Here is a 25,004-nt window from a genome sequence, read left to right as displayed (position 1 = left end):
TCAGGCCGCCGCCGCGCGCACCGCGTCGCAGATGCGGTCCACCACCGCCTCGACCTGTGCCATATCCTCACCCTCGGCCATCACGCGGATCACCGGTTCGGTGCCCGAGGGGCGGATGACGAGGCGGCCGGTGCCTTCCAGTTCAGCCTCCGCTGCGGCGATCGCCTCCTGCACCGCGCCATGTTCGAGCGGCTTGCCGCCGGAGAAGCGGACATTCTTCAACAGCTGGGGCAGCGGGTCGAAGCGGTGGAGCACTTCGCTCGCCGGGGCGCCGGCACGGACGATCTCGGCAAGGATCTGCAGCGCGGCGATCAGGCCGTCGCCGGTGGTGGCATAGTCGGACAGGATGATGTGCCCGGACTGTTCGCCGCCGACATTATAGCCCGAGGCGCGCATCTTTTCGAGGACGTGGCGGTCGCCGACCTTGGTGCGGACGAGGCCGAGGCCCTGCGCGGCGAGATGGCGTTCGAGGCCGAGGTTGGACATGACCGTGGCGACCAGCCCGCCGCCCGCGAGCCGACCCTGGCGCGCCCAGCCACCGGCGATCGCCGCCATCAGCTGATCGCCATCGACGACCTGGCCATGCTCATCCGCGACGATCAGCCGATCGGCGTCGCCGTCGAGCGCGATGCCGATATGCGCGCCCGATGCGACGACCGTCTCGCACAGGGTGAGCGGCGCGGTGGAGCCGACCTGGTCGTTGATATTCTTGCCATTGGGCGAGACGCCGATCGCGACGACTTCGGCGCCCAGCTCCCACAGCGCGGAGGGTGCGACCTGATAGGCGGCGCCATTGGCGCAATCGACCACGACCTTGAGCCCGTCGAGGCTGAGGTCGGCGGGGAAGGTCGCCTTGGCGAAGTGGATGTAGCGGCCCTTCACGTCATCGACCCGGCGGACGCGGCCGATCTCGGACGAGGGGGCGAGCTCGACCTCGGCGTCGATCAGCGCCTCGATCGCCGCTTCATCCTCGTCCGACAATTTATAGCCATCGGGGCCGAACAGCTTGATGCCGTTGTCGGCATAGGGGTTATGGCTGGCCGAGATCATCACGCCGAGGTCGGCGCGCATCGAATGGGTGAGCATCGCCACCGCGGGCGTCGGCATCGGGCCGACCAAGGTCACGTCCATGCCGACGCTGGTGAAGCCCGCGACGAGTGCGTTTTCGATCATGTAGCCGGACAGACGAGTGTCCTTGCCGATCACCACACGATGGCGGTGATCGCCGCGCACGAAATGCTTGCCGGCCGCCATGCCGACCTTCATCGCCATCGCCGCCGTCATGTGGCCCGCATTGGTCGCGCCGCGGATTCCGTCCGTTCCGAAATATTTTCTTGCCATATCCGCCTGCTTTGCGACGTTGCCCAACTTCACGTGGCGCGGTCATAGCGCCGCTTTTTCGCAAGGGCGAGCATGTCGCAAGCAACCCGTATCTTCGTTGCACTGATTCTGGCGCTGGCCATCGGGGTGATCGCCGCCGCGCTGGCGCCGGAGCGCGCGCTGGTCGCCGCCGATTGGGTCCAGCCGATCGGCACGATGTGGCTGCACGCGCTGCAGATGACGATCGTGCCGTTGGTCGTGTCGCTGCTGATCACCGGCATTGCGGCGACGGCGGAGGCGGCGCGGGCGAGCACGCTGGCGACGCGGGCGTTCATTACCTTCATCATATTGTTGTGGATTTCCTCGGCGCTGGGTGGAGCGATTGCGCTGGGGCTGTTGTCGGCGTTTCCGCTGGGCGCGGATCTTGGCACGGCGTTGAGCGAGGCACTGGGCACGGCGCCGCCGACCGGCGAGATTCCACCCTTCTCCGCCTTCCTCGTCGCCTTGGTGCCGTCGAACCCGATCGCGTCGGCGGTCAATGATGCGTTTCTGCCGATGATCCTGTTCACCACCGTGTTCGCCTTTGCGATCACGCGGTTGCCGGTCGAGGAGCGCGAGCGGCTGACCGGGTTTTTCCAGGCGATCGGCAATGCGATGCTGGTCGTGATCAACTGGGTGCTGTGGCTGGGCCCGATCGGGGTCGGGGCGCTCGCCTATGTCGTCGGCGCGCGGGCGGGGACGTCGGCGTTCGGGGCGCTGCTGCATTATGTCGCGATCCTGTGCACGGTCGGCGTGGTGCTGTGGCTGCTCGCGGTGCCGTTCGCCTGGGGCGTGGCGAAGGTGGCGCCGGGGCGGTTCATCCGCGCGATCGTGCCGAGTCAGGTGGTGGCGGCATCGACGCAAAGCTCGCTCGCCAGCCTGCCCGCGATGCTGCGCTCGACCGAATCGCTGGGCGTACCGGTGGCGCGCGCGGGCGTGGTGCTGCCGCTGGCGGTGGCGCTGTTCCGCTGGACCGGGCCGGCGATGAACTTTGCCGTCGCGATCTATGTCGCGCACTGGTTCGGGATCGAGCTGACCGCGGGACAGATCGCCGCGGGCTGGGCAGCGGCGGCGATCACGACGATGGGCGCGGTGGGGCTGCCGGGGACGATCAGCTTCGTCTCGTCGATCGCGCCGATCGCCATCGCGATGGGCGTGCCGATCGCGCCACTGGGGCTGCTGGTTGCGGTCGAGACGATTCCGGACATCTTCCGCACGCTTGGCAATGTCGCGATGGATGTGGGCGCGACGCGGGCGATTGCCGGTGAGGGCGAGGCGGACAGCGAGGCGGATGCGTTGTTGCGCGCCGAGTAATAACCGTCACCCCAGCGCAAGCTGGGGTCTCGCGAGGGATTCGCCTGCCGCCTGAGACCCCAGCTTGCGCTGGGGTGACGGGCTATTTCATCAGCACAAGTTCTTCGGCCATCGACGGGTGCAGCGCGACGGTCTGGTCGAAATCGTCCTTGGTCAGGCCCGCCTTGACCGCGACTGCAGCTGCCTGAAGGATTTCGGGCGCGTCGGGGCCGATCATGTGGAGGCCCAATACCTTGCCCGAATTGGGCTCGCAGATCATCTTGTACAGCGCGCGTTCGTTGCGGTTCGCCAGGACATTCTTCATTGCGCGGAAGTCCGACGTGTAGACCTTTACCGCGCCGAATTTCTGCTTCGCCTCGCTCTCGGTCATGCCCACGCCGGCGATCGGCGGGTGGCTGAACACGGCGGAGGGGATGCAGCCATAGTCGACGGTGGTCGGCTTGTTGCCGAACACGGTGTCGGCGAACGCCTGCCCCTCACGGATTGCGACGGGGGTGAGCTGGACGCGGTTGGTGACGTCGCCGACGGCATAGATCGATTCGACGCTCGACTTGTTGTCCGCGCCGACCACGATCGCGCCCTTCGCATCCAGCTCGACCCCGGCCTCGGCGAGGCCCAGGCCATCGGTATTGGGGACACGCCCGGTGGCGAAGAGGACGCAGTCGACCTCCATATCGTCATGGTTGGTCATGCTGACCTTGAGGCTGCCGTCGGCGTTCTTCTCGATCCCGCGGAATTCGGCGTGGAAGCGGAAATCGATGCCCTTGGTCATCGAAATCTGCAGCAGCCGGTCGCGGATCTGCTCGTCATAGCCGCGCAGGATGACATCCGAGCGGTTGATCAGCGTCACCTTGCTGCCGAATTCGTTGAAGATGCCGGCGAATTCGTTGGCGATATAGCCCGCGCCCGCGATCAGCACCCGCTTGGGCAGCGCGTCGAGGTGGAACACCTCGTTCGAGGTGATGCCATGTTCGTGGCCGGGGCAGGCAGGGACCAGCGGACGCGCGCCGACCGCGATCAGGATCTTGCCTGCGGTGATCGTGCGGCCGCTCGCCAGCGTGACTTGGTTCGGGCCGGAGACGGTGGCGCGTTCGTGGACGATCTCGACCCCGTGGCTGTCGAGCGTGTTGGTGTAAGCCCCGTTGAGCCGGTCGACCTCCGACAGGACATTGTCGCGCAGGACGGTCCAGTCGAAGTCGCATTCGGGCACGTTCCAGCCAAAGCGGCGCGCGTCGTGCAGATCCTCGGCGAAATGCGCGCCATAGACGAGCAGCTTCTTGGGCACGCAGCCGCGGATGACACAGGTGCCGCCGACACGATATTCCTCGGCAATCGCGACCTTCGCGCCGTGGGCGGCGGCAACGCGGCTCGCGCGGACGCCGCCGGAGCCTGCACCGATGACGAAGAGGTCGTAGTCGTAATCGGGCATTGGGGGCTCCTGTTGGGTCGTCGGAGCGGGAGATAGGGGGCTGGGGTGGGATTGCCAACGGAGGGGGTGGGTCCCCTTGCTTATCGCCTCAGCCTGTGCCGGGGTCGCCGTGCGGTAGACAACACACTTTCCAAGTGCGAAAAATAATGAATGCAGTTGCGAATTCTCGTGGGTGTCGTGCTGACCTTGGCGGTTAATGGCGTGCCGCGCGCCGCCGAAGCACAGACGCAGTGTCGCGCTTCGATGAAGAACGAGTGGCTGCGAAAGCCTGCGGCGTGGCAGGATGGGGCCGAAGTTAACGGCTCTCTCGTGCAGCCTGTGAGTCGGAGCGTCTCCACGGCAGAGGCTATGCTCGAAAAGCGCGATGCTGTGGCTCTAAGTCCAAGTAGCGTCGTCAAATTTTTAGGGCGTGCGAATGTACCGCCGTCAACCGGTCGCCGCCTTCGCCCCTACTTAGTGCGAGCCGTGTTTCCGACACCTGCCCCGACATTGAAGGTGAGGTGGAGCGGGAACGATCTCCACGTTTTTGCAGGGGGACTCGGCTGCTTCGCATTTACGAAGCAGCCTATCGTGCTCTTCTTGGATCGGGAGCCGACAAGCATTTATGTGATGGCTTCTGCCGCGCTCTAATTGCGCGTTTACGTCTGCTATCGCTGCTTATCTCACCGCTTCCGCACAAACTCCGCCCTCAGCACCAGTCCCTTGATGCCGTCGAACTTGCAGTCGATCTCCTGCGGGTCGCCGGTCAGGCGGATCGATTTGATCAGGGTGCCGCGCTTGAGGGTTTGCCCTGCGCCTTTGACGGTCAGGTCCTTGATCAGCGTCACCTGATCGCCGTCGGCGAGGAGGTTGCCGACCGAGTCGCGGACTTCGACCACTTCCTCAGCAGACGCTGCGAGTTGCGACGCGGGGACCCATTCGCCGCTCGCCTCGTCATAGACATAGTCTTCGTCGGACATCAGCCGAACGCCCGCCGGATGAGGTCGTCGGTGGAGGGGTCGAACTCCTGTCCGCCGCGCTCCGCCGCCTTGGCCATTTCCTTGCCGAGCTCGACGCCGAACTGGTCGAACGGGTTGATCCCGAGCAGCGCCGCGCTGACGAAGGTGCGGTGTTCGTAGAAGGCGATCAGCGCGCCAAGCGTGCGGGGATCGAGTTCGTCGAGCAGGAGCGTCATCGACGGGCGGTCGCCGGCATAGGCGCGGGCGGGATCGGCATTGGCGCGACCGGCCATCAGTGCCGCACCCTGCGCGAAGCAGTTGAGCAGCAGCGCACGGTGATGATCCTCGGCCAGCGTGTCGCCGCCCTCGATGACGGCGAGGAATTCGAGCGGGATCAGGTGGGTGCCCTGGTGCAGCAGTTGGAACACCGCGTGCTGCGCATCGGTGCCGACGCCGCCCCAGGTGATTGGTGCCGTAGCGCGGCCGACCGGCTGGCCGTCGGCGGTGACCGACTTGCCGTTCGATTCCATCTCGAGCTGCTGGAGATAGCTGGGGAGGAGGCGCAGGCGCTCGTCATAGGCGAACACGCCGCGCGTCTGGGCGCCGCGATTCTGGGTGTAATAAAGGTCGGCGAAGGCGGCGAGCACGGGGGCGTTGCTGCGCAGATCGGTCAGGCGGAAATGGCGGTCCATTTCGGCCGCGCCATCGAGCATCGCTTCGAACGCGTCCCAGCCAAGCGCGATCGCGGCGGGGAAGCCGATCGACGACCACAAGGAATAGCGCCCGCCGACCGATTCGGCGAACGGCAGGATGCGGGTTTCGTCGACGCCCCATTCGACCGCCTTGTCCGGCGCAGCGGTGAGCGCGATCACGCGGCCATAGGGATCCTCGACCCCATGTTCGCGCATCCAGTCGAGCGCGCTGGTGGCGTTGAGCAGGGTTTCGGTGGTGGTGAAGGTTTTCGACGCGATCGCGATCAGCGTGGCGTGAGGATCGAACGCGTCGATCGCCTCTTCCAGCGCGCAGCCGTCGATGTTGGAAACGATGGCGACGTCATAGCGGTCCATGTCGCGGCCGAGCGCGTCGATCAGCAGCTCCGGCCCGAGCGCGGAGCCGCCGATGCCGATGTGCAGGATGTGGCGGACCGGACCGAGCGCCTCCGCCTCGATTGCGTCGATCAGGCCGCGCATGCGGGCGTGATAGGCGGCGGCGCGGGCGACGCTGTCCTCGGCGCCCTCCCCGCGTTCGGCGGTGTGTTCGGCGGCGCGGCCCTCGGTGACGTTGACCGCTTCGCCCGCGAACAGCGCGTCGCGCTTGGCGGTGAGGTCGGTCGCCTTGGCCAGCGCGGTAAAGGCGTCGAGCGCGGCGGCGTCGAGATGCGTCTTGGAAAAGTCGAAATGGATGCCCGCGACATCGGCGCTGAGCGATGCCAGCCGATTGGGATCGGCGGCGAACAGGTCCTTGAGCGGGGTGCGCGGCAGCGATTCGATCGCGCTCCAGTCGGGGGTCGCCATGTGCCTGTCTCCTTTTGGGTCGCGGCGCGTGTAGCGTGATGGGTGGGGGAGTGAAAGCGGGGGGCGTTTGTTTTGGGCTTCGGCGTTGCCGAAGCGCGGCACCGGCCCGCTCCCCCACCCGGCCACCCATTTCAGAATATCCTGCCGATGGGTGGCCGGGTGGGGGAGCGGGCTGGTGCCGCAAACCAAACAAAGGTGCCTTGACGATGCCACACACCCAAAGCACAGCAGAACCATGGACGATTCCGCCACGGCGCAGCCCGCCGCCCCCGCCGAGACCCTGAAGCCGCGCTCCGAGCTGCGGGATACGATCAGCTTCCTGGTGAAGCTGGTGATCCTGGTGTTCATCGTGCGCAGTTTCGTGTTCGCGCCGTTCAGCATCCCGTCGGGGTCGATGCTGCCGCGCCTGCTGGTCGGCGACTATCTGTTCATCACCAAGTGGAATTACGGCTATTCGAAGCATTCGCTGCCGTGGAGCCTGCCGCTGATCCCGGGGCGCATCTTTGCCAAGGATCCGGCGCGCGGCGATGTGGTGGTGTTCAAGGCGCCGCCGGATGCGAAGACCGACTGGATCAAGCGCGTGATCGGCGTGCCGGGGGACACGGTCCAGATGCGCGGCGGTCAGCTGATCCTGAACGGGCAGGCGATTCCCAAGCAGCGCGTGGCGGATTTTGTGCTGCCGATGACGCCGAACGCCGAGTGCGATGCGGACACGCTTGAGACGGCGGCGGATGGCACGGCGGTGTGCCGCATCCCGCGCTATCGCGAGACGCTGCCGGGCGGGAAGAGCTATGACGTGCTCGATTCCGGGCCGACCACCGGCGACGATACCCAGGTCTTCACCGTGCCGGCGGGCCATGTCTTCCTGATGGGCGACAATCGCGACAACAGCGCCGACAGCCGGTTCGAGCCGGTGATGGATTCGACCGGCACCAATCGCGGCGGCATCCGCTTTGTCCCGATGGAGAATATTCAGGGCAAGGCGGTGGTCAATTTCTGGTCGACCGATGGCAGCGCGCAATGGGTGCTGCCCTGGACCTGGTTCAGCGCGGCGCGGTTCGAGCGGATCGGGGAAGGCTTTTGAGTGACGACCTGCCCGGCTGGCTGGCCGGGGTGCTGGGCCATGCGCCGGAGGACTTGGCGGTCTATCGTCGTGCGCTGACGCATGGCAGCCAGGGCGCGGACAATTACGAGCGGCTGGAGTTTCTGGGCGACCGCGTGCTCGGGCTGACGCTGGCCGAATGGCTGTATGCGCGGTTTCCGGGCGAGCCGGAGGGGAAATTGTCGCGGCGCTTCAACGCGCTGGTCACCGGACAGATGTGCGCCGAGGTGGCGCGCGAGATCGGCGTGCCGGCGCATTTGCGGCTGGGCAAGCAGGCGCGCGACGATGGCGCGTCGGACAGCGACAATGTGCTAGGCGATGTGATGGAGGCGCTGATCGGCGCGACCTTCCTCGATCAGGGGTTCGACGCGGCGCGTGCGCTGGTGCGGCGGCTGTGGGACAGCCGGATCGATAGCCAGTCGGCGGCGCCCAAGCATCCCAAGTCCGCGCTGCAGGAATGGGCGGCGGCGAACAACCGCCGCGCGCCGGACTATGTGCTGGTCGAGCGTTCGGGACCGGGCCACGCGCCGCGCTTTCGGGTAAAGGCGGAGATCGCCAAGCTGGCCGAAGCCGAGGGCCAGGGGTCGAGCAAGCAGGAAGCCGAGACCGCGGCGGCGGCGGCGTTGCTCGATAGGCTGACCCGCTGACATCTTCCCGCTCGCCCTGAGCTTGTCGAAGGGCCGTTCTTCGTTCTTACTGTGCAGATGCCATTCTGGACCTATATGCTGCATTGTCGTGGCGGTGCCTTCTATACCGGGCATACCGACAATCTGGAGGTCCGCCTGGCGCAGCATGAGCGCGGATGGTTCGAAGGTTTCACCTCGAAGCTGTTGCCGGTGAAGCTGGTATGGTGCGAGGAGTTTCCCACCCGGCATGAGGCGTTCGTGATGGAACGTCGCATCAAGGGATGGAGCCGGGCCAAGAAGATGGCGCTGATCCGCGGCGATTGGAATTTGATTTCGGCGTTGGCGAAGGGGAAGAACGGCCCTTCGACAAGCTCAGGGCGAACGGAGTAAATTTGACTGTAGATAATCAACGCTGCGGCCTGATCGCCGTGGTTGGCGCGCCCAATGCGGGCAAGTCGACTTTGGTGAACGCATTGGTCGGGCAGAAGGTGGCGATCGTCAGCCCCAAGGCGCAGACAACGCGCGCGCGGCTGATGGGGATTGCGATTCAAGACGATACGCAGCTGTTGCTGGTCGACACGCCGGGGATTTTCGATCCGGCGCGGCGGCTGGACCGTGCGATGGTCGCCGCCGCGTGGGAAGGGTCGCAGGGCGCGGACCTGATCGCGCTGGTGGTCGATGGCAAGGGCGGGATCGGGCCAAAGGTGCGCAGCGTCGTCGCAGGGCTGAAGGACCGGCGCGAACGCAAGATCCTGATCCTCAACAAGGTCGATATCGCCGACAAGCCGCGCCTGCTGGGCCATGCAGCGAGCCTGAATGAGCTGGCCGAGTTCGAGGATACGTTCTTCGTGTCGGCGACGACCGGGGACGGCGTGGCGGAGCTGAAGGCGGAGCTCGCCAAGCGCATGCCGGAGGGGCCGTGGCATTTCCCGGCGGATCAGGTGTCGGACGCGACCGACCGGATGCTGGCGTCGGAAATCACGCGCGAGCAGCTCTATCACCTGCTCCACGCCGAGCTGCCCTATGCGACGGCGATCGAGACCGAACGCTACACCGAAAAGCCCGATGGGTCGGTCGAAATCTACCAGCAGATCCTGGTCGAACGGCCGACGCAGCGCGCGATCGTGCTGGGGCAGGGGGGATCGAAGATCAAGGAAATCGGGTCGCGCGCGCGGGCCGAACTGGCGAACCTGCTGGGGGTCAAGGTCCAGCTGTTCCTGCACGTGAAGGTGCGGCCGGGCTGGGAAGAGGACCGCAGCCTGTATCGCGAGATCGGGCTGGATTGGGTCGACTAGACGAGCAGCGAGTTCACCCATTCAGGCACTAGCGTCCCGGCGGGGCCGAGGCGGCTTTCCGCGAACCACGCGCTGCCTTCCGACCGGTCGAGGTTGAGTTCCAGCGTGTCGGCGCCGTGGTAGCGCGCGGTGCGCACGAAGCCGGCGGCGGGATAGACCGCGCCCGACGTGCCGATCGACACGAACAGGTCGGCGCGGGCCAGCGCGGCGTCGATCACCTCCATGTGATAGGGCATCTCGCCGAAAAACACGATGTCGGGGCGCAGCGCGGGGGCGTCGCAGGATGGACATGGCGTGCCGGGCGGGAGCGGGTCGGGCCATTCGCTCTGCACGCCGCACAGCGCGCACAGGGCGGACTTCAGCTCGCCATGCATGTGGAGCATGCGTTTCGATCCGGCGCGATCGTGCAGGTCATCGACATTCTGCGTGACCAGCAGCAGCTCGCCTTGCCACTCCGCGTCGAGCCGGGCGAGCGCGTGGTGCGCGGCGTTGGGTTCGACCGTGGCCAGATTGGCGCGGCGCTCGTCGTAGAAGCGGTGGACCAGCTCGGGGTCGTGCGCGAGTGCCTGGGGGGTGCAGACATCCTCGACGCGATGCCCCTCCCACAGCCCGCCGGGGCCGCGAAAGGTGGCGACGCCGGATTCGGCGGAGATGCCTGCGCCGGTGAGGATGACGATGTTGCGGGGGTGGGTCATGCGAATCGCTCTACATCATTCGTCGCCCCGGCGCAGGCCGGGGCCGCCATGTGGTGAGGGAATAGCGCAAAACCTGGCGGCCCCGGCCTGCGCCGGGGCGACGGTTAGTCATCCTCGTCCTCATAGCCCGCCAGCTCCAGCGCGCGCGCCTTGATCTGGTGGTTGCGGCACCAGTGGACCAGCGCGTCTTCGCGGCCGTGGGTGACCCAGACTTCCTTTGGCGCGATTTCGCGCAGCGTCGTGGTCAGTTCGTCCCAATCGGCATGGTCGGACAGGATCAGCGGGAGTTCGACGTTGCGCTGGCGCGCGCGCTGGCGGACGGTCATCCAGCCGCTCGCCATCGCGGTGACGGGATCGGGCAGGCGGCGCGACCAGCGGTCGTTGAGCGCGCCGGGCGGGGCGAGGATGATGCGGCCCTGAAGCTCTTTTTTGGCGACGCCGGTGGCGGGGCGCAGTTCGCCGAGCGCGACGCCATGGTCGATGTACAGGTCGCATAGCCGCTGAAGCGCGCCGTGGATGTAGATCGGGTCGTCGAAGCCCATGCCGCGCAGCTCGGCGATCACCCGCTGCGCCTTGCCCAGCGCATAGGCGCCGACGAGCACGCAGCGTTCGGGTTCGGCGCGCAGTGCGGCGAGCAATTTGTCGATCTCGTCGGTGGTTTCGGGATGGCGGAAGACGGGAAGGCCGAAGGTCGCTTCGGTCACAAACACGTCGCATTTGACCGGGCGAAAGGGTTCGCAGGTGGGATCGGGGCGGCGCTTATAGTCGCCCGAGACGACGATGCGCTCGCCGCGATGATCCAGCACGATCTGGGCGCTGCCCAGCACATGGCCCGCGGGGACGAAGCCGATCTCGACGTCACCCATGCGAACGGTCTCGCCATAGGCGACCGGGTGCGCGGTCTGGGGGCCGTAGCGTGCGTCCATGATCGCCAGCGTTTCGGGGGTCGCCCAGACTTCGCCATGGCCGCCGCGCGCATGGTCGGCATGGCCATGGGTGACAAAGGCGCGCGGCTTGGGCTGCGACGGGTCGATCCAGATGTCCGCGGCGGGGACATGGATGCCTTCCGGATGGGGGGTGATCCAGTCGCCCAATGCCATGGATGCGATATGCGCGAGCGCCCCGCTCGGTTCCAGTCGGATCAATCGCGGATCGCTTTCGTTGGAGCGGAAGCGAAGGAGATGATGACATGGTGGACAGCGGCGGCGGCCTTTGGGGCGTGATCACGATCCTGGGTCCGATCATCCTGGCAGCGGTGATCCTGTGGGCGATCCTGCACAATCGGACGAGCGCGCGCGAGAAGCAGCGCACCGAGGAAGCGACGCGCCAGATGTACGACGCGCAGAATGAAGAGGATACGCGACGCGAGCCGTAGGCCTGCGCTAAGACCCGCGATGTGAGCGACCTTCCCGCGCCTTTGACCGACTGGTTCGCCGCGCGCGGATGGGCGCCGCGGCGGCATCAGTTGGACATGCTGGCGGCCGGTCGGGCGGGGAAGCACGCGCTGCTGGTTGCAGCGACGGGGGCGGGGAAGACGCTGGCGGGTTTCCTGCCCACCCTTACCGAACTCATCGAAGCGCCCACTGAAGGTCTGCACACGCTGTATATCTCGCCGCTGAAAGCGCTGGCGGTCGATGTGCAGCGCAATCTGTTGACCCCGATCGCGGAGATGGGGCTGGATACCCGGGTCGAGACGCGCACCGGCGATACGTCGCATGAGAAGAAAATGCGCCAACGCGCGCGGCCGCCGCAGATCCTGCTGACTACCCCCGAATCGCTGAGCCTGTTGCTGTCGTACGAGGACAGCTTCCTGATGTTCGGGGGGCTGAAGACGGTCGTGGTGGACGAGGTGCATGCCTTTGCCACGGGCAAGCGCGGCGACCTGCTGGCGCTGGCGCTGGCGCGGTTGCAGGTGATTGCGCCGGGCATGCGGCGGGTGGCGCTGTCAGCGACGGTGGCGGACCCCGATGGCTATCGCGCCTGGCTCGCGCCGCATGGCGACATCGACAGTGTCGAGCTGGTGGTGGGGGAGAAGGGGGCGGACCCCGATATCGCGATCCTGCTGCCCGAAGGGCGCGTGCCATGGTCCGGGCATAGCGGCGTCTATGCGATCCCGCAGGTGATGGCGGAGATCGAAACGCACAACACGACGATCGTGTTCTGCAATACGCGCGGGCTGTGCGAGCTGGTGTTCCAGAATCTGTGGAAGGCCAACGACCTGCAGCTGCCGATCGGAGTGCATCATGGCAGTTTGAGCCTGGAGGCGCGGCGCAAGGCCGAACAGGCGATGGCCGACGGCAAGCTGCGCGCGCTGGTCGCGACTGCCAGCCTCGATCTCGGCGTCGATTGGGGCGATGTCGATTGCGTGATCCAGATGGGGGCGCCCAAGGGCAGCTCGCGGCTGTTGCAGCGGATCGGGCGCGCCAATCACCGGCTGGACGAATCGAGCGAGGCGGTGCTCGTGCCGGGCAATCGCTTCGAATATCTCGAGGCGCGTGCGGCGCTCGACGCGGTCGAGGCGGGCGAGCTGGATCCGGATATCTTCCGCCCCGGCGCGCTCGACGTGCTGGCGCAGCATGTGATGGGGGTCGCGTGCGCCGCGCCGTTCGAGGCCGGGGCGTTGCTGCGCGAGGTGCAGGGCGCGCTGCCCTATTCGGCGCTGGATGCCGAGACGTTCGACCGCGTGCTGAACTTCATCGCCGATGGCGGTTATGCGCTGCGGGCGTATGATAAGTTCAAGCGGCTGACGCGCACGCCGGACGGGCTGTGGCGGGTGACCAAGCCGGCCTTTGTTGCGCAGCATCGCTTGAACGCCGGGATCATCGTCGAATCGCCGATGCTCGACGTGCGGTTCAAGAATGGGCGGCGGCTGGGCAAGGTCGAGGAGAATTTCGGGTCGCAGCTGTCGCCCGGCGACAGCTTCTTCTTTGCCGGAATGGTGGTGGAGGTCGAGCGGGTCGAGCTGACCGATGTGATCGTGCGCGCGACCGCGAAACCGGCGCGGATCGTGTCGTACACGGGCCTGCGGCTGTCGATCAGCTCGACACTGGCGGAGCGGGTGCGGCGATTCCTGGCCGATCCGGCCGAGTGGGCGCGCTTTCCCGACGATGTGCGCGAATGGCTGGAGGTGCAGCAATATCGCTCGCAATTGCCCGCGCCGGGGCGGCTGCTGGTCGAAACCTTCCCGCACGAGGGGCGGCACCATATGGTGGTGTACAGTTTCGAAGGGTGGAACGCGCATCAGTCGCTCGGCATGCTGGTGACGCGGCGGATGGAGGCGCTGGGGCTGAAACCGATCGGGTTCGTTGCGAACGATTATGCGCTGGCGGTGTATGGCTTGGAGCCGATCACCGATCCGGTGGCGCTGTTTTCGCCCGATATCCTGGAGGATGAGTTCGTCGACTGGGTGCAGGGGTCGGCGCTGCTCAAGCGGGCGTTCCGCGAGGTCGCGATCATCGGCGGGCTGGTGGAGCGGCAGCAGCCGGGGAAGAAAAAGACCGGGCGGCAGGTCACGTTTTCGACCGACCTGATCTATGACGTGCTGCGCAAATATGAGCCCGATCACCTGCTGCTCAAGGCGGCCTGGGCCGATGCGCGGGCGCGGATGACCGATGTCGGGCGGCTCGCGCATCTGCTCGACACCGCGGCGGAGCAGATGGTGCATGTCGACCTTGATCGCGTCAGCCCGATGGCGGTGCCGGTGCTGATCATGATCGGGCGCGAGACGGTGGCGCAGGGCGCAGCGGAGGACGCGATGCTGATCGAGGCCGAGGCGCTGGCGGTCGAGGCGATGCGGGTGGATTGAGTTTGCTGCGCCTTTCGGCGCAGTTCGGCGCCGGCCCGCTCCCCCACCCGGCTACCCATAGAATACACTGTCGTTGGGTGGCCGGGTGGGGGAGCGGGCCGGTGCCGCAACCGTTTGAGCATCGCTCAACCGCAAAATCCCTTCGACCAACGGCAATTGCTGCGCAGCATGGCGCGGTGTAGGATCGTGCGATGCGGTCGTTCTTCATCCTGCCGCTCGTTGCAGCGTTCGGCGCGCAACCCGCGCCGGAAGAATCGTCGCCGCCGTCCCCGGTCGCAGAGGCAGAAGGCAAGACCGTCGCGCTGGGGTCGATCGCGACGCGGATGACCGTTCCGGTGTCGATCGGTGGCGCCCCGCCGCGACCCTTCATCATCGATACCGGTGCCGAACGCTCGGTCGTGTCGCGCCAGCTGGCGGGGCAGCTCGGCCTTGCCGCCGGGCCGCAGGTGCGGCTGACGACGATGACCGGCACCGCCCGGGTCGAGACGGTGGTCGTCCCCTCGCTCAGCGTCGGGCCGGTGCGCGACCGGCGCGCGTTCAACGCGCCGGCGCTGGAAGAGGTGCATCTCGGCGGGCACGGGCTGCTGGGTATCGAGCAATTGCGCGATCACATGGTCTCGATCGACTTTGCCAAGCGCGAGATGGCGGTGCGGCCGTCGCGCAAATTGCAGTATGGCGCGGCACGCGACCGTGATCCCGACGAGATCGTGATCGTCGCGCGCAGCCGGCTCGGCCAGCTGATCGTGACCGAGGCGGAGTTCGAGGGGCATCGGGTGACGGTGGTGCTCGATACCGGATCGCAGATCAGCATGGGCAATCTGGCGCTGCAGCGGCGGTTGCGGCGTATTCCCCTGAAAGGTCCGATCGAGCTGACCAGCGTGACCGGTCAGAAGTTGTCGCTGAACTACCATGTCGCGGGTCGGGTGCGGATGGGCGGGGTGGTGATGAGCGGGCTGCCGGTCGCCTTTGCCGATATCCCGCCCTTTGCGCATTTCGGACTGGAGGATCGCCCCGCGCTGATGCTGGGGATGGACGCGTTGCGTGCGTTCCGCCGGGTCGAGATCGACTTTCCCGCGCGCCGGGTGCGGTTCGTGATGGATCGCAATCCCACACCGGCCACCGGATCGCGCATCGGTTGACGGCGCGCGTCGGCGCGGCGATAGCGGGACCATGGTTCCCTTTTCGTTCGCCGGTCATGATCTGTGCGCGTTGCCGGAGGCGGCGCTATACTGGCCGGCGCGGCGCGCGCTGATCGTCGCCGACCTGCATTTCGAGAAGGCGAGCTGGTTCGCGCGCTGGGGGCAGCTGCTGCCGCCTTATGACAGCCTGGCGACGTTGGATGCGCTCGCGGCGCTGGTCGCACGCACCGACGCGCGCGAGCTGTGGTGCCTGGGCGACAGCTTCCACGATTCGGCCGGGTGCGAGCGGTTGCCGGAGGCGGCGCGGGTGAAGTTGCGTGCGCTGACCGGGGCGCTGGAGTGGACCTGGATCACCGGCAATCACGATGCGGCGCTGGCCGAGCAGGCGGCGATCGACCATTGCGGCGGGCGCGTGCTGATCGAGGCGGAGGTCGACGGCCTGTTGCTGCGGCACGAGGCCGAGCCGGGCGAGCTGCGGCCCGAATTGTCCGGGCATTTCCATCCCAAATTGCGCATCCGGGCGCGCGGACGGGCGGTGGCGCGGCGGTGCTTCGTGGCGAGCGGGACCAAGCTGATCTTGCCTGCGTTCGGCGCGCTGACCGGGGGACTCGACGTCGATCATCCGGAGATCGTCCGTGCAGTCGGGCGCGGCGCGCAGGCGCTGGTCGCGCTCGAGGACCGGTTGCTGCGCTTTCCGATTGCGGCGTGAACCCCGGCGGTTCCCCTCCCTGAAAGGGAGGGGCTAGGGGTGGGTTTAGCGGCAAGCGAGGCTCGATGCCTCGATTGCCGCTGTTTTGCCGCACGGTCTGTTTGAGCCTACTCGGCGCGCAGACGCGCGCACCCACCCCCGACCCCTCCCTTTCAGGGAGGGGTTTACTTCCGCCGCTCAGTTTTGCCGGTGCAGCTCGCCGGGCCGGGGCCACTGATCAGGCAGGCGGCGTTGCCGGTAACGCGGACCGCGCCGGTGCCCAGCGTCGCGATCTGCGCGGTGTAGCGGGCGGTGAAGTGGCTGTCCCCGGCGCTTTGCGATTGGACGATGAGGTCGTTGACGGTCATCCCTGTCGCGTCGATCGATCCCGCGCCATAGCTGCCGAACCGGGCAGAGCGGGTCAGGCCGCCCTTGATCCGCACCGCGCCGGTGCCGGTCAGCGTGACCGCAAGCTGATCCGCGTCGAGCTGTGCGATATTGAGCGAGCCCGCGCCATTGACGCCCAGATCGACGCGCTGGCCGCCGATCCGGTCGACCTCGACCGATCCGCCGCCATTGATGTTGATCCCGCGCAGCCCGCGCGCGCCGACGGTGATGGTCAGCGGTCCGCTCGCCTCGCTCCACCCCTCGAACGTCTGGTTGCGTGGGCCGATCACCAACTGGCCACCCATGTTGCGGACGCTGACCCGGTCGAGCGCGCGGCGGTCGCCGGTGATCACGGCCTTGGGCGGCTGGCCATCGATCAGCTTGACCAGAAACGGCCCATCGACGCGCAGCCGTCCGAAGCCGGTGAGCATGACGGTGTTGCTCTCCGACGCCTGCGGAACGGGTGCCGCCGCCGAGGCGAGCAACAGGATGGGGAGAGCAAGCAAGCGCATCAGGCGGGCATCGCACCGATTGCCCGCCCCGCGCAAGTGACGTGACTCAGCTACAGCGCGCGTCGCCCGAGCCCATCTTGCTGACCGAGCACTTTGCGCCGCCGGTCAGTTCGACATCGCCCGATCCGATCAGCGAGATATCCGCCGGCCCGCTCACCTGCGCGCGGACATTGCCCGAGCCGGCGATCGAGATATCGGCCTTGGCCGATTTGAGGCCGGTCGCGGTGACGTTGCCCGACCCGGCGATCGAGATGTCGAGCGCGGAGCTGGTCCCGCCGGAGATCGTCACGTCACCCGATCCGGCAATCGCCAGATCGGCCTTGCCCCCCGCCAGCGCGGCGATGGTCATGTTGCCGGAGCCGGCAATGGCGCCATCGAAATCGCGCTTGGCCTGGTCGATCGTCATGTCGCCCGACCCGGCAATGTCAGCGCTGGCGAGCGCGGGGAGGGTGACGATGATCTTTGCGCCCTTGTCGCCGCCCCAGTTCCACTCGCCATCCTTGCGCCCGATGCGCAGCGTGTCGCCATCTTTGCGGATTTCGAGCCGGTCGAGCAGTGCGCTGTCGCCCTCGGCGGTGACAGCGAAGGCGCCGGTGCGTACTTCGACATCGTCGGCGCCGCGCAGCGACACGCCGGTGAAGTCGGCGACCTGGAAAGTGCGCGTCGCGCCCTGGCCGCTCGGCTGGACGACGTCGCCGCTCATGCCGTTGGCGAAGTTGCACGCCGACAGCGACAATGCGGCGGTGGCGACAAGTGCGATGCGGAAGCGGTTCATCGGCTCTCTCCAATGTGTGTTGTTTCAATAATACACGCTGCGCACAGACGGTGCAAACAAAAAGGGCGGCCCCGCAGGACCGCCCTTGTCGTCAACGGATCGGCATCACCCAATCAGGCGGTCGCCTTGTCCTTGTTGTAGATCGCGGCCGAGGCGCGGAGGATGTCGAGCAGCTTTTCGAGCGCGGCCTTTTCGTCGATCTGCTCCATCGCGGCGAGCTCACGCGCGAGGCGCGAGGCGGCGGCTTCGAAGATCTGGCGTTCGGAATAGCTCTGCTCGGGCTGGTCGTCGGCGCGGAACAGGTCGCGGACCACTTCGGCGATCGACACCAGGTCGCCCGAGTTGATCTTCGCTTCATATTCCTGCGCGCGGCGCGACCACATGGTGCGCTTGACCTTGGGCTTGCCCTTGAGCGTGTCGAGCGCCTCACGCAGCGTCTTGTCGCTCGACAGCTTGCGCATGCCGACGCTTTCCGCCTTGTTGGTCGGAACGCGGAGGGTCATCTTCTCTTTTTCGAAGCGGAGCACGTACAGCTCAAGCTGCATGCCCGCGATTTCCTGCTTCTGGAGTTCGATCACACGGCCAACGCCGTGCTTGGGGTATACGACATAATCGCCGACATCGAAGGACAGCGCCTTGGCAGCCATGTGCGGGAAGCCTTTCTTTTGAACTCACGCCCCTGAAGGGATTGCGCCACAGGCCCGGTGCGGTTACCGGGCGGGTGAAGCCGGTTCGGGGCAAATCAACAACGGTCTCCAGTACCGAAACGCGATTCCTCACGTTCGGCGCGCTGTTTAACACAGATGCAATAAAATTACCACACCGGAATTGGTGGGGATTGGACTCCATTGTCTGCGCTCAGTCCGGGGTGAGGCTGATTGCGCGCCATGTTCGATCCGACCATAGTTCGTGCATGTTGTCACTGCTCCTCCTCCTTGCGATCCCGTCGCCCGATGCTTCCGCCGAGGCCACGATGACGCCTGCGGTTCGCGCGTTGGTCGATCGACGCGGATCGATGTCGGCGAGCGCGTTTGCCCGGGAGCTTGAGGCGCTCGCCGCCACCGATGCCGTCGCTGCGGAGTTGCTAGGCGAAGCGCTGATGTTCGGCCTACTTGGGCTTCCCGTCGATGTGCCGCGAGCCTGTGGTTGGTTCGAGCGCGGCGCGGGCAAGCGCGGCGACGCAACCCACAATCTGGCGCTGTGTCATGAGCGCGGCGAGGGGCGCCCCAAGGATCTGGCGCGCAGTCGGGTGCTGTACGCACAGGCGGCGGAGCTTGGCTGGGTTCAGGCCAAGTGCGCGCTCGGCAATTTGCTGATTGCCGGGCAAGGCGGCCCCGTCGATGCGCCGCGCGGCGTGGCGCTGTGTCGCGAAGCGGCGGAGGCGGGAAACGCGCATGCTCAGGCGGATTATGGCATCTTCCTGCTTGAAGGTAAGATCGTGCCCAAGGATGTGGTCGCGGCGCGACGCTGGCTGACCGCTGCGGCTGAACAGAAACAGGCGAATGCGGCGTTTCTGGTGGCGCAAATTCACTGGTATGGCGACGGGACGCCGTTCGACCGGGCTGCGGCAGAACGCTGGTGGCGCGTTGCCTATGACGGCGGGCGCAAAGACGCGGCGATCCACGTCGCCCAGGCGATCTACAAGGAGATTTCGCCGGACGGCAAAGTCGTGAACCGCGCACGCGTGCCGGAATGGGTTGGATGGCTCAGGATCGCTGCCGCCGAGGACCCCGATCCCGCGCGGCGCGCGAAATGGCAGGAAATCGTGAAGTCGCTCGAAAAGGGCGATTGAAGATCAGTCGCCCGCGCCGGGTTCGGGCGAGAAATACTTCTCGTACTTCCCCTCTTCACCCTTGTGCTCGTCGGCGTCGGCCGGGGTCTGGTCGGCCTTGCGCGTGACGTTGGGCCATTGCGCGGAGAAGGTGTTGTTGAGTTCCAGCCACTGTTCCAGACCGCTCTCGGTGTCGGGCAGGATCGCTTCGGCGGGGCATTCGGGCTCGCACACGCCGCAATCGATGCACTCGCTCGGGTTGATGACGAGCATATTCTCGCCCTCATAGAAGCAGTCGACCGGGCACACCTCGACGCAGTCCATATATTTGCAGCGGATGCAGGCGTCGGTGACGACATAGGTCATGGCAGGTTCGGCCCCTCAAACGCCCCGTCCGGGCGGTGTTCTATCGCCTTTTGCTATGCAAGCCGCTGCGTCAGGTCAATCAAGACACGCTTTCTGCGATACGTTCTCAATCTTGTGCGACGGGCGCGCCCGCGGTGAGTTCGGTGTAGCAGTCGCGCGCTTCGGCGGGTGGACCGCGCCGGTGCGGCAGTGTTTCGATCCGCACCACGCGCACCTTTCCGCCATGCGTGACGAAGGCGAGGATGTTGCCGGGCCGCACGGGAAGGTGGCCCCGCTCGACCCGCCGTCCGTCGATGCGCAAATGGCCGGATTCGGCGAGCGCGCGGGCAAAATTGCGCGAGGCGGAAATGCGCGACCACCACAAGAAGCGGTCGAGCCGCATCGCGTCAGCCATCGATCAGGTCCGCAAGCGCAGCAAAGGCGTTGTCGCGCGGGGCCGGTTTGGGCTTGGCGAGCGGGGTCAGCCCCTTCCACACCCAGCGCTGCGGCTGGCCTTCGCGTCCGCGTAGCGCCTGAAAGCCGAGCTGCGCCATCAGCCGCGCCAGCGTGTCGGAGGTCAGGCCCATCGATGTGGCCAGCGCAGGGTCTGGCGCGAAGGGCGCGCGGCCCTTTCTGGAGTCATGCGCCGCGCGGGCGATCCGTTCGGCCAGGTCGATGCGCACCGCCTGTTGCCCCAGCGGGCGATAGCCATGGTCGAGCGCTGCGCCGGGTGCGGTGCGGGCGAGGACGCTGGCGCCATCTGTCGGTCCATCGCCAAGGTTCAGCAGCGCACGGCGCGCGGCTGCGGCGCGGGGTTTGAGCAGGCCGGGCATGAACAGGTCGAGCGTACCGATCACCAGCCCCGCCTTGCGCAGCCGCTTGCGATCATCGGCATCGAGCGCCTCGACCAATGCCCCGGCAGCACGGCGCGGCATCAGCCCGCCGGCCTGGACGAGCAATCCGGCGAGCGCGCGCACCCGGCTGCCCGCAGCAGCATCGCGGCTGAGCGCGTCGAGCTTGGCGAGATCAGGCAGGTCGGCGGCGATCCGCGCGTCGAGCCAGGCGGCAGCCCGTGCCTGCGCGGCAGCCTTTTCACGCACATCCAGCACGTCGAGCGTGCGGCACAGCCGGATCGCGGGACGCAGCGGATTGGCGGTGGAGTCGAGATGGGCGACGCGGACGCCCTGCCAGTGGAGTTCGTCGCCGACCCGCGAGAGTGCGTCGTCCGGCGCATCGGCGAGCGCGGCGGCGCGGCGGCGCAGTTCGGGGGCGAGGCCCTTTTCGGCGGCGGCGAGCAGCATCCGCTTGTCCGCGGCGCGCGCATCGGGCGATACCGCGAAGTGAAAACCGTTGAGCTGGCCAAGCACATGATCCTCGACCGTCACCTCGCCTTCGGCCCCGATCACCACGGGAAGGTGCGAGGCGTCCGCACCGATCTGGCGCAGCAGCACCGTGGTGCGCTTGTCGACGAAGCGCTGGGTGAGGCTGGCGTGGAGCGCGTCGGACAATTTCTCCTCCAGCGCGCGGGTGCGGTCGGCCCAATGCGCCGGGTCCTCCAGCCAGTCGGCGCGGTGCGCGATATAGGCCCAGCTGCGCGCGGCGGCGATGCGCCCGGCGATGCTTTCGACATCACCATCGACGCGGTCGAGCCGGGCGATTTCGTCCGCGAACCAGATATGCGGGATATGGCCGCGCCCCTCGCTCAGATGGCGGAACACGCGCGACGCGAAGCGTGCATGCGGGTCGAGGCCCAGCTTGCGGAAATCGGGCAGGCCGCACGCTGCCCACAGCCGCGCAACGGCACGCGGCGTGCGGACGCGGTCGCGCACCCAATCCTCGTCGGCGAGGCGCTTGAGCACCATCAGGTCGGTTGCCTCGGGCGCGGCGCGCAGCATGGGCAGGTCGGGCTTGGCCTCCAGGCTCGCGATCAGCGCGGCGATGCTGCTGAGGTCCGGCTCGCCCTCGCGCCAGTAGAGATGGTCGAGCGGGGGGACGCGATGCCCCTCGATCGCGGCGATTTCCTCGGGCGTGAACGCGCCGGGGCCTTCTTCGACCAGCGCGCCGAAGGTGCCGTCACGCTGGTGGCGGCCCGCGCGCCCGGCGATCTGCGCCATTTCGGCAATGGTCAGGCGGCGCTGACGGCGGCCGTCGAACTTGTTGAGGCTGGCAAAGGCGACGTGATGGACGTCGAGGTTGAGGCCCATGCCGATCGCGTCGGTGGCGACGAGATAATCGACCTCACCCGCCTGGAACATCGCGACCTGCGCGTTGCGGGTGCGGGGGCTGAGCGCGCCCATCACCACCGCCGCGCCCCCGCGCAACCGCCGCAGCGTTTCGGCGACGGCATAGACTTCCTCCGCGCTGAACGCGACGATGGCGGAGCGTTTGGGCAGGCGCGAGAGCTTCTTGGCGCCGGCATAGGACAGCGTCGAGAAGCGCGGGCGGGTGATGATCTCCGCGTCCGGAACCAGCTTGCGCAGCACCGGGCGCAGGCTGTCCGACCCCAGGATCATCGTTTCGTCGCGACCGCGCGCGCGCAGGATGCGGTCGGTGAAGACATGGCCGCGCTCCGGGTCCGCGCCCAATTGCCCCTCGTCGAGCGCGACGAAGGAGACTTCGCGGTCGAGCGGCATCGATTCGGCGGTGCACAGGAACCAGCGCGCGCCGGGCGGGACGATGCGTTCCTCACCGGTGACCAGCGCCACTTCCTTCGGCCCCTTGAGCGCGACCATGCGGTCATAGACTTCGCGCGCCAGCAGGCGCAGCGGGAAGCCGATGATGCCGCTGGAATGCGCCGCCATCCGCTCGATCGCGAGATGCGTCTTGCCGGTATTGGTCGGGCCGAGCACCGCAGTGACCGGGCTGTTCGGGGAACGCGCCATCACCGGACAAGATTGCCCCGAGTCGAGCGCGGCGCAAGGCACCGCGCGGGGGTTTCCCTAGCAATTTCGGTTAACAACACGCCCCATCCCCGCACCGGCACGACTCGCCGCAAGAAGCGGGCGACCCGCGCCTGCTTAATTTGACATTAGCATATACTATCCACAACCGTTCGGGCCGACGCCGGGGGAACGGCACTTCGTTCAAACGATTGTGAGTGGGGGCAGCGCGCCTTGTTTCTGCGCAGCGATCAGGGTTCGGATCAATCGGGTGGTGCTGCTGCGCTGTCGTTCGGGCGCGGCGTCGATGTGCGCAAGCCCGGCATGATCGAGCGGTTTCGCGAACGCTATCCCGATTTCGAACTGGTCCCCGACCTCGGCTCCCGTATCGGCAGCCCGGAATGGTTTCGCGGCGCCGCGACCTGCGCCGGGCTGTGCGCCTTCGTCTATCTGCTGTCGCCCGGCTTCGAACGTCCGATCTTTGGCAGCGTCCCTTCGGCCCATGCCGCCAGCGCCGATCTGATGCGCGCGCAGTCGATCGCGCCGCTGGACAAGGGTGGCGTGACCGGGACGAAGCTGGCCGCCAACCGGCTGGTCACGCCGCTGACCGATACGCCGGAGCGGCCGATCATCCAGCATAGCGTGACATTGGGATCGGGCGGCGGATTGCAGGCAGCACTGGCGCGGGCCGGAGTCGCCACGAGCGAAGCCGCCACTGCCGCCAATCTGGTCGGCGGCGCGATGGCGCTGGGCGACCTCAAATCGGGGACGCAGCTCGACCTGACGCTCGGCCGCCGGGTCGACAAGTCCGCGCCGCGCCCGCTGGAGAAGTTGGCGTTCCGGGCGCGCTTCGACCTCAGCCTCGAACTGGTGCGCACGCCCACCGGCCTGGCGCTCAACGAAATTCCGATCGCGGTCGATCACACCCCGCTGCGCATCCGTGGCCGGGTGGGGGAGAGCCTGTACCGCTCGGCGCGCGCCGCCGGTGCGCCGTCGCGCGCGGTGGAAGCCTATATCCGGTCGATCGCCACCCGCACGCCGATTGGCCGGGTCGGGGCCGACGCGGAATTCGACATCATCGTCGAACAGGCGCGCGCCGCGACTGGCGAGGTGCAGCTCGGCAACCTGCTCTACGCAGGGCTGAACGGCGGCGGCGCGGGCAAGGTCCAGCTGGTCCGCTGGGAAGACGGCGGCAAGGTCAGCTGGTTCGACGGGCGCGGCACGGGCGAACGCAAGGGCACAATGGCGATGCCCACGTCGGGGCGGATCAGCTCGGGCTTTGGCTTGCGGCGTCACCCGGTGCTGGGCTTCAGCCGGATGCACAAGGGCATGGACATCGCTGCCCCCTATGGCGCGCCGATCCGCGCGGCCAATGACGGCGTGGTCGCCTTTGCCGGGCGCAATGGTGGCTATGGCAATTTCGTGCGACTCAATCACAGCGGCGGCATGGGCACCGGCTATGGCCATATGAGCCGGATCGCGGTGCGCGGTGGACAGCGGGTCAGCCGGGGTCAGGTGATCGGCTATGTTGGTTCGACCGGCATCTCGACCGGGCCGCATCTGCACTACGAACTCTATCGCAACGGCGTGGCGATCAACCCGCGCTCGGTCAGCTTCTCGGTGGTCCAGCAGCTGGGCGGGAACGATCTGCGCGCGTTCAAGTCGAAGCTGGCGCAGCTGCTCGCGGTGCCGGTCGGCGGCACGCGGAACAAGCCTGCCCAGACCGACGCCGCCGAGTGATCGGTCGTCGCACGCTGATCGCCGGAGCGGCGTTTGCGTGTGCTGCGCCTGCAGTCGCCAAGCGTCGCGCGGAACTCTGGAAATTCGATTCGCTCAAGCGCATCGGCGGGCTGACCCCGCGGGTGATCGGCGCGCCGCAGCTGATCGACAGTCCGCTGGGCAAGGCCATGCTGTTCGACGGGGTGCGCGATCAGCTGCTGATCCCGCGCCATCCGCTCGCCGGCACGCCGCGTTTCACGTTCGAGGCACTGTTCCGTCCCGATGGCGGCACGTTCGAGCAGCGCTGGTTCCATCTGGAGAGCGGCGATGGGTCGGCCGCGACCGCGAAGGATGGGCAGCGGATGCTGTTCGAAATCCGGACCGAGGGCAGCGAATGGTGGCTCGACACCTTCCTGCTCGGCCCCGGCTATCGCGCGCCGCTGATCGATGCGGCCAAGCGCTGGCCGGTCGGGCGCTGGCACCATGTCGCGCAAAGCTATGACGGGCGGGTCTATCGCGCCTTCGTCAACGGAGTGGAGCAGGCGCGGGCCGAGCTGGCCTTTGTGCCGCAGGCGCCGGGTGTGGCGTCGGTGGGGATGCGGATGAACGCGGTAAGCCCGTTCAAGGGTGCGGTGCGCGCAGCGGCGTTTACGCGCGGTGAGGCGCTGGCGCCGGAGCGTTATGTGCTGAAAATTCCGCGCTGATCCCAGAC

General features: G+C 67.2%; 24 protein-coding genes. 12 read left to right on the top strand and 12 right to left on the bottom strand.

Features of this window, described 5'->3' with window-relative positions:
* Window positions 1-1,341, bottom strand: coding sequence for a phosphoglucosamine mutase (glmM, locus tag KYX69_RS10915; RefSeq protein WP_300497171.1), 1,341 nt, complete (start codon window positions 1,339-1,341; stop codon window positions 1-3).
* Window positions 1,342-1,413: 72 nt separating this feature from the next.
* On the opposite strand from glmM, the gene KYX69_RS10910 reads away from it, so the two are divergent.
* A complete protein-coding gene (locus KYX69_RS10910; protein WP_300497072.1) occupies window positions 1,414-2,673 on the top strand; it encodes a cation:dicarboxylase symporter family transporter in 1,260 nt (419 codons plus the stop codon).
* 82 nt (window positions 2,674-2,755) lie between these two features.
* Here the strand turns inward: KYX69_RS10910 and gor are convergent, their stop codons facing one another.
* The 3 genes from gor to pgi form a co-directional block, all read right to left on the bottom strand.
* Complete coding sequence (gor, locus tag KYX69_RS10905; RefSeq protein ID WP_300497070.1) at window positions 2,756-4,102, bottom strand: glutathione-disulfide reductase; 1,347 nt, start codon at window positions 4,100-4,102, stop codon at window positions 2,756-2,758.
* Between the two features lie 662 nt (window positions 4,103-4,764).
* Window positions 4,765-5,061, bottom strand: coding sequence for an alkylphosphonate utilization protein (locus tag KYX69_RS10900; RefSeq protein ID WP_300497067.1), 297 nt, complete (start codon window positions 5,059-5,061; stop codon window positions 4,765-4,767).
* Window positions 5,061-6,554, bottom strand: a complete 1,494-nt coding sequence (gene pgi / locus KYX69_RS10895) for a glucose-6-phosphate isomerase (protein WP_300497065.1) — start codon at window positions 6,552-6,554, stop codon at window positions 5,061-5,063. The genes KYX69_RS10900 and pgi overlap by 1 nt, the downstream gene beginning before the upstream one ends.
* 235 nt (window positions 6,555-6,789) lie before the next feature.
* On the opposite strand from pgi, the gene lepB reads away from it, so the two are divergent.
* The 4 genes from lepB to era are packed head-to-tail and all read left to right on the top strand — an operon-like array spanning window position 6,790 to window position 9,577.
* A complete protein-coding gene (lepB, locus tag KYX69_RS10890) occupies window positions 6,790-7,638 on the top strand; it encodes a signal peptidase I (protein ID WP_300497062.1) in 849 nt (282 codons plus the stop codon).
* On the top strand, window positions 7,593-8,303 hold the full coding sequence (gene rnc, locus KYX69_RS10885; protein WP_300497168.1) for a ribonuclease III: 711 nt from the start codon (window positions 7,593-7,595) through the stop codon (window positions 8,301-8,303). Before lepB ends, rnc begins: the two co-directional genes overlap by 46 nt.
* A 57-nt stretch (window positions 8,304-8,360) precedes the next feature.
* Entirely contained in the window at window positions 8,361-8,672 is a 312-nt protein-coding gene (locus KYX69_RS10880; protein WP_300497059.1) for a GIY-YIG nuclease family protein, read from the top strand.
* Window positions 8,673-8,674: 2 nt separating this feature from the next.
* Window positions 8,675-9,577, top strand: a complete 903-nt coding sequence (era, locus tag KYX69_RS10875; protein WP_300497057.1) for a GTPase Era — start codon at window positions 8,675-8,677, stop codon at window positions 9,575-9,577.
* Here era and KYX69_RS10870 read toward each other — a convergent pair.
* Both KYX69_RS10870 and KYX69_RS10865 read right to left on the bottom strand, forming a co-directional pair.
* Window positions 9,574-10,272 carry an NAD-dependent deacylase gene (locus KYX69_RS10870; RefSeq protein ID WP_300497054.1) on the bottom strand — a complete coding sequence of 233 codons (699 nt, stop codon included), beginning with the start codon at window positions 10,270-10,272 and terminating at the stop codon, window positions 9,574-9,576. The genes era and KYX69_RS10870 overlap by 4 nt on opposite strands.
* A 104-nt stretch (window positions 10,273-10,376) precedes the next feature.
* Complete coding sequence (locus tag KYX69_RS10865) at window positions 10,377-11,372, bottom strand: ligase-associated DNA damage response exonuclease (RefSeq protein WP_300497165.1); 996 nt, start codon at window positions 11,370-11,372, stop codon at window positions 10,377-10,379.
* 89 nt (window positions 11,373-11,461) lie between these two features.
* Between KYX69_RS10865 and KYX69_RS10860 the strand changes: the two genes are divergently transcribed.
* The 4 genes from KYX69_RS10860 to pdeM all read left to right on the top strand — a co-directional run bounded on the left by KYX69_RS10860 (window position 11,462) and on the right by pdeM (window position 15,925).
* Window positions 11,462-11,647: a hypothetical protein gene (locus KYX69_RS10860; protein ID WP_300497051.1), complete on the top strand. Its 186-nt coding sequence runs from the start codon at window positions 11,462-11,464 to the stop codon at window positions 11,645-11,647.
* A 21-nt stretch (window positions 11,648-11,668) separates the two neighbouring features.
* Window positions 11,669-14,077 carry a ligase-associated DNA damage response DEXH box helicase gene (locus KYX69_RS10855; RefSeq protein ID WP_300497050.1) on the top strand — a complete coding sequence of 803 codons (2,409 nt, stop codon included), beginning with the start codon at window positions 11,669-11,671 and terminating at the stop codon, window positions 14,075-14,077.
* Between the two features lie 191 nt (window positions 14,078-14,268).
* Window positions 14,269-15,216 (top strand): retroviral-like aspartic protease family protein, encoded by a 948-nt coding sequence (locus tag KYX69_RS10850; RefSeq protein WP_300497048.1) that lies wholly within the window; start codon window positions 14,269-14,271, stop codon window positions 15,214-15,216.
* 31 nt (window positions 15,217-15,247) lie between these two features.
* The gene (pdeM, locus tag KYX69_RS10845; RefSeq protein ID WP_300497046.1) at window positions 15,248-15,925 is read left to right on the top strand and encodes a ligase-associated DNA damage response endonuclease PdeM; all 678 of its coding nucleotides are present in this window, start codon (window positions 15,248-15,250) and stop codon (window positions 15,923-15,925) included.
* A gap of 164 nt (window positions 15,926-16,089) precedes the next feature.
* Here pdeM and KYX69_RS10840 read toward each other — a convergent pair whose 3' ends face one another.
* The 3 genes from KYX69_RS10840 to KYX69_RS10830 form a co-directional block, all read right to left on the bottom strand.
* Window positions 16,090-16,803: a DUF2807 domain-containing protein gene (locus tag KYX69_RS10840; protein WP_300497044.1), complete on the bottom strand. Its 714-nt coding sequence runs from the start codon at window positions 16,801-16,803 to the stop codon at window positions 16,090-16,092.
* A 46-nt stretch (window positions 16,804-16,849) separates the two neighbouring features.
* Complete coding sequence (locus tag KYX69_RS10835) at window positions 16,850-17,578, bottom strand: head GIN domain-containing protein (RefSeq protein WP_300497042.1); 729 nt, start codon at window positions 17,576-17,578, stop codon at window positions 16,850-16,852.
* Window positions 17,579-17,691: 113 nt separating this feature from the next.
* Window positions 17,692-18,225, bottom strand: coding sequence for a CarD family transcriptional regulator (locus tag KYX69_RS10830; protein WP_066661542.1), 534 nt, complete (start codon window positions 18,223-18,225; stop codon window positions 17,692-17,694).
* A gap of 266 nt (window positions 18,226-18,491) precedes the next feature.
* Here KYX69_RS10830 and KYX69_RS10825 point away from each other — a divergent pair, with 266 nt between their 5' ends.
* Window positions 18,492-19,370 (top strand): tetratricopeptide repeat protein, encoded by an 879-nt coding sequence (locus KYX69_RS10825; protein ID WP_300497039.1) that lies wholly within the window; start codon window positions 18,492-18,494, stop codon window positions 19,368-19,370.
* 3 nt (window positions 19,371-19,373) lie between these two features.
* Here KYX69_RS10825 and fdxA read toward each other — a convergent pair whose 3' ends face one another.
* The 3 genes from fdxA to KYX69_RS10810 form a co-directional block, all read right to left on the bottom strand.
* Complete coding sequence (fdxA, locus tag KYX69_RS10820; protein ID WP_066661540.1) at window positions 19,374-19,715, bottom strand: ferredoxin FdxA; 342 nt, start codon at window positions 19,713-19,715, stop codon at window positions 19,374-19,376.
* 106 nt (window positions 19,716-19,821) lie between these two features.
* Window positions 19,822-20,109, bottom strand: a complete 288-nt coding sequence (locus KYX69_RS10815; protein ID WP_300497036.1) for a S4 domain-containing protein — start codon at window positions 20,107-20,109, stop codon at window positions 19,822-19,824.
* Window positions 20,102-22,576, bottom strand: coding sequence for a helicase-related protein (locus tag KYX69_RS10810; protein ID WP_300497035.1), 2,475 nt, complete (start codon window positions 22,574-22,576; stop codon window positions 20,102-20,104). Before KYX69_RS10810 ends, KYX69_RS10815 begins: the two co-directional genes overlap by 8 nt.
* A 231-nt stretch (window positions 22,577-22,807) precedes the next feature.
* Between KYX69_RS10810 and KYX69_RS10805 the strand changes: the two genes are divergently transcribed.
* Both KYX69_RS10805 and KYX69_RS10800 read left to right on the top strand, forming a co-directional pair.
* Window positions 22,808-24,313, top strand: coding sequence for a M23 family metallopeptidase (locus KYX69_RS10805; protein ID WP_300497033.1), 1,506 nt, complete (start codon window positions 22,808-22,810; stop codon window positions 24,311-24,313).
* Complete coding sequence (locus KYX69_RS10800; protein WP_300497032.1) at window positions 24,310-24,996, top strand: LamG domain-containing protein; 687 nt, start codon at window positions 24,310-24,312, stop codon at window positions 24,994-24,996. The genes KYX69_RS10805 and KYX69_RS10800 overlap by 4 nt, the downstream gene beginning before the upstream one ends.
* Window positions 24,997-25,004 lie beyond the last annotated feature (8 nt).

Source organism: Sphingomonas sp. (assembly GCF_030145815.1).
In the GTDB taxonomy this organism is placed as follows: domain Bacteria; phylum Pseudomonadota; class Alphaproteobacteria; order Sphingomonadales; family Sphingomonadaceae; genus Sphingomonas.
The sequence above is the reverse complement of the archived record's forward strand: the minus strand, read 5'-3'. Positions and strand labels throughout refer to the sequence as shown.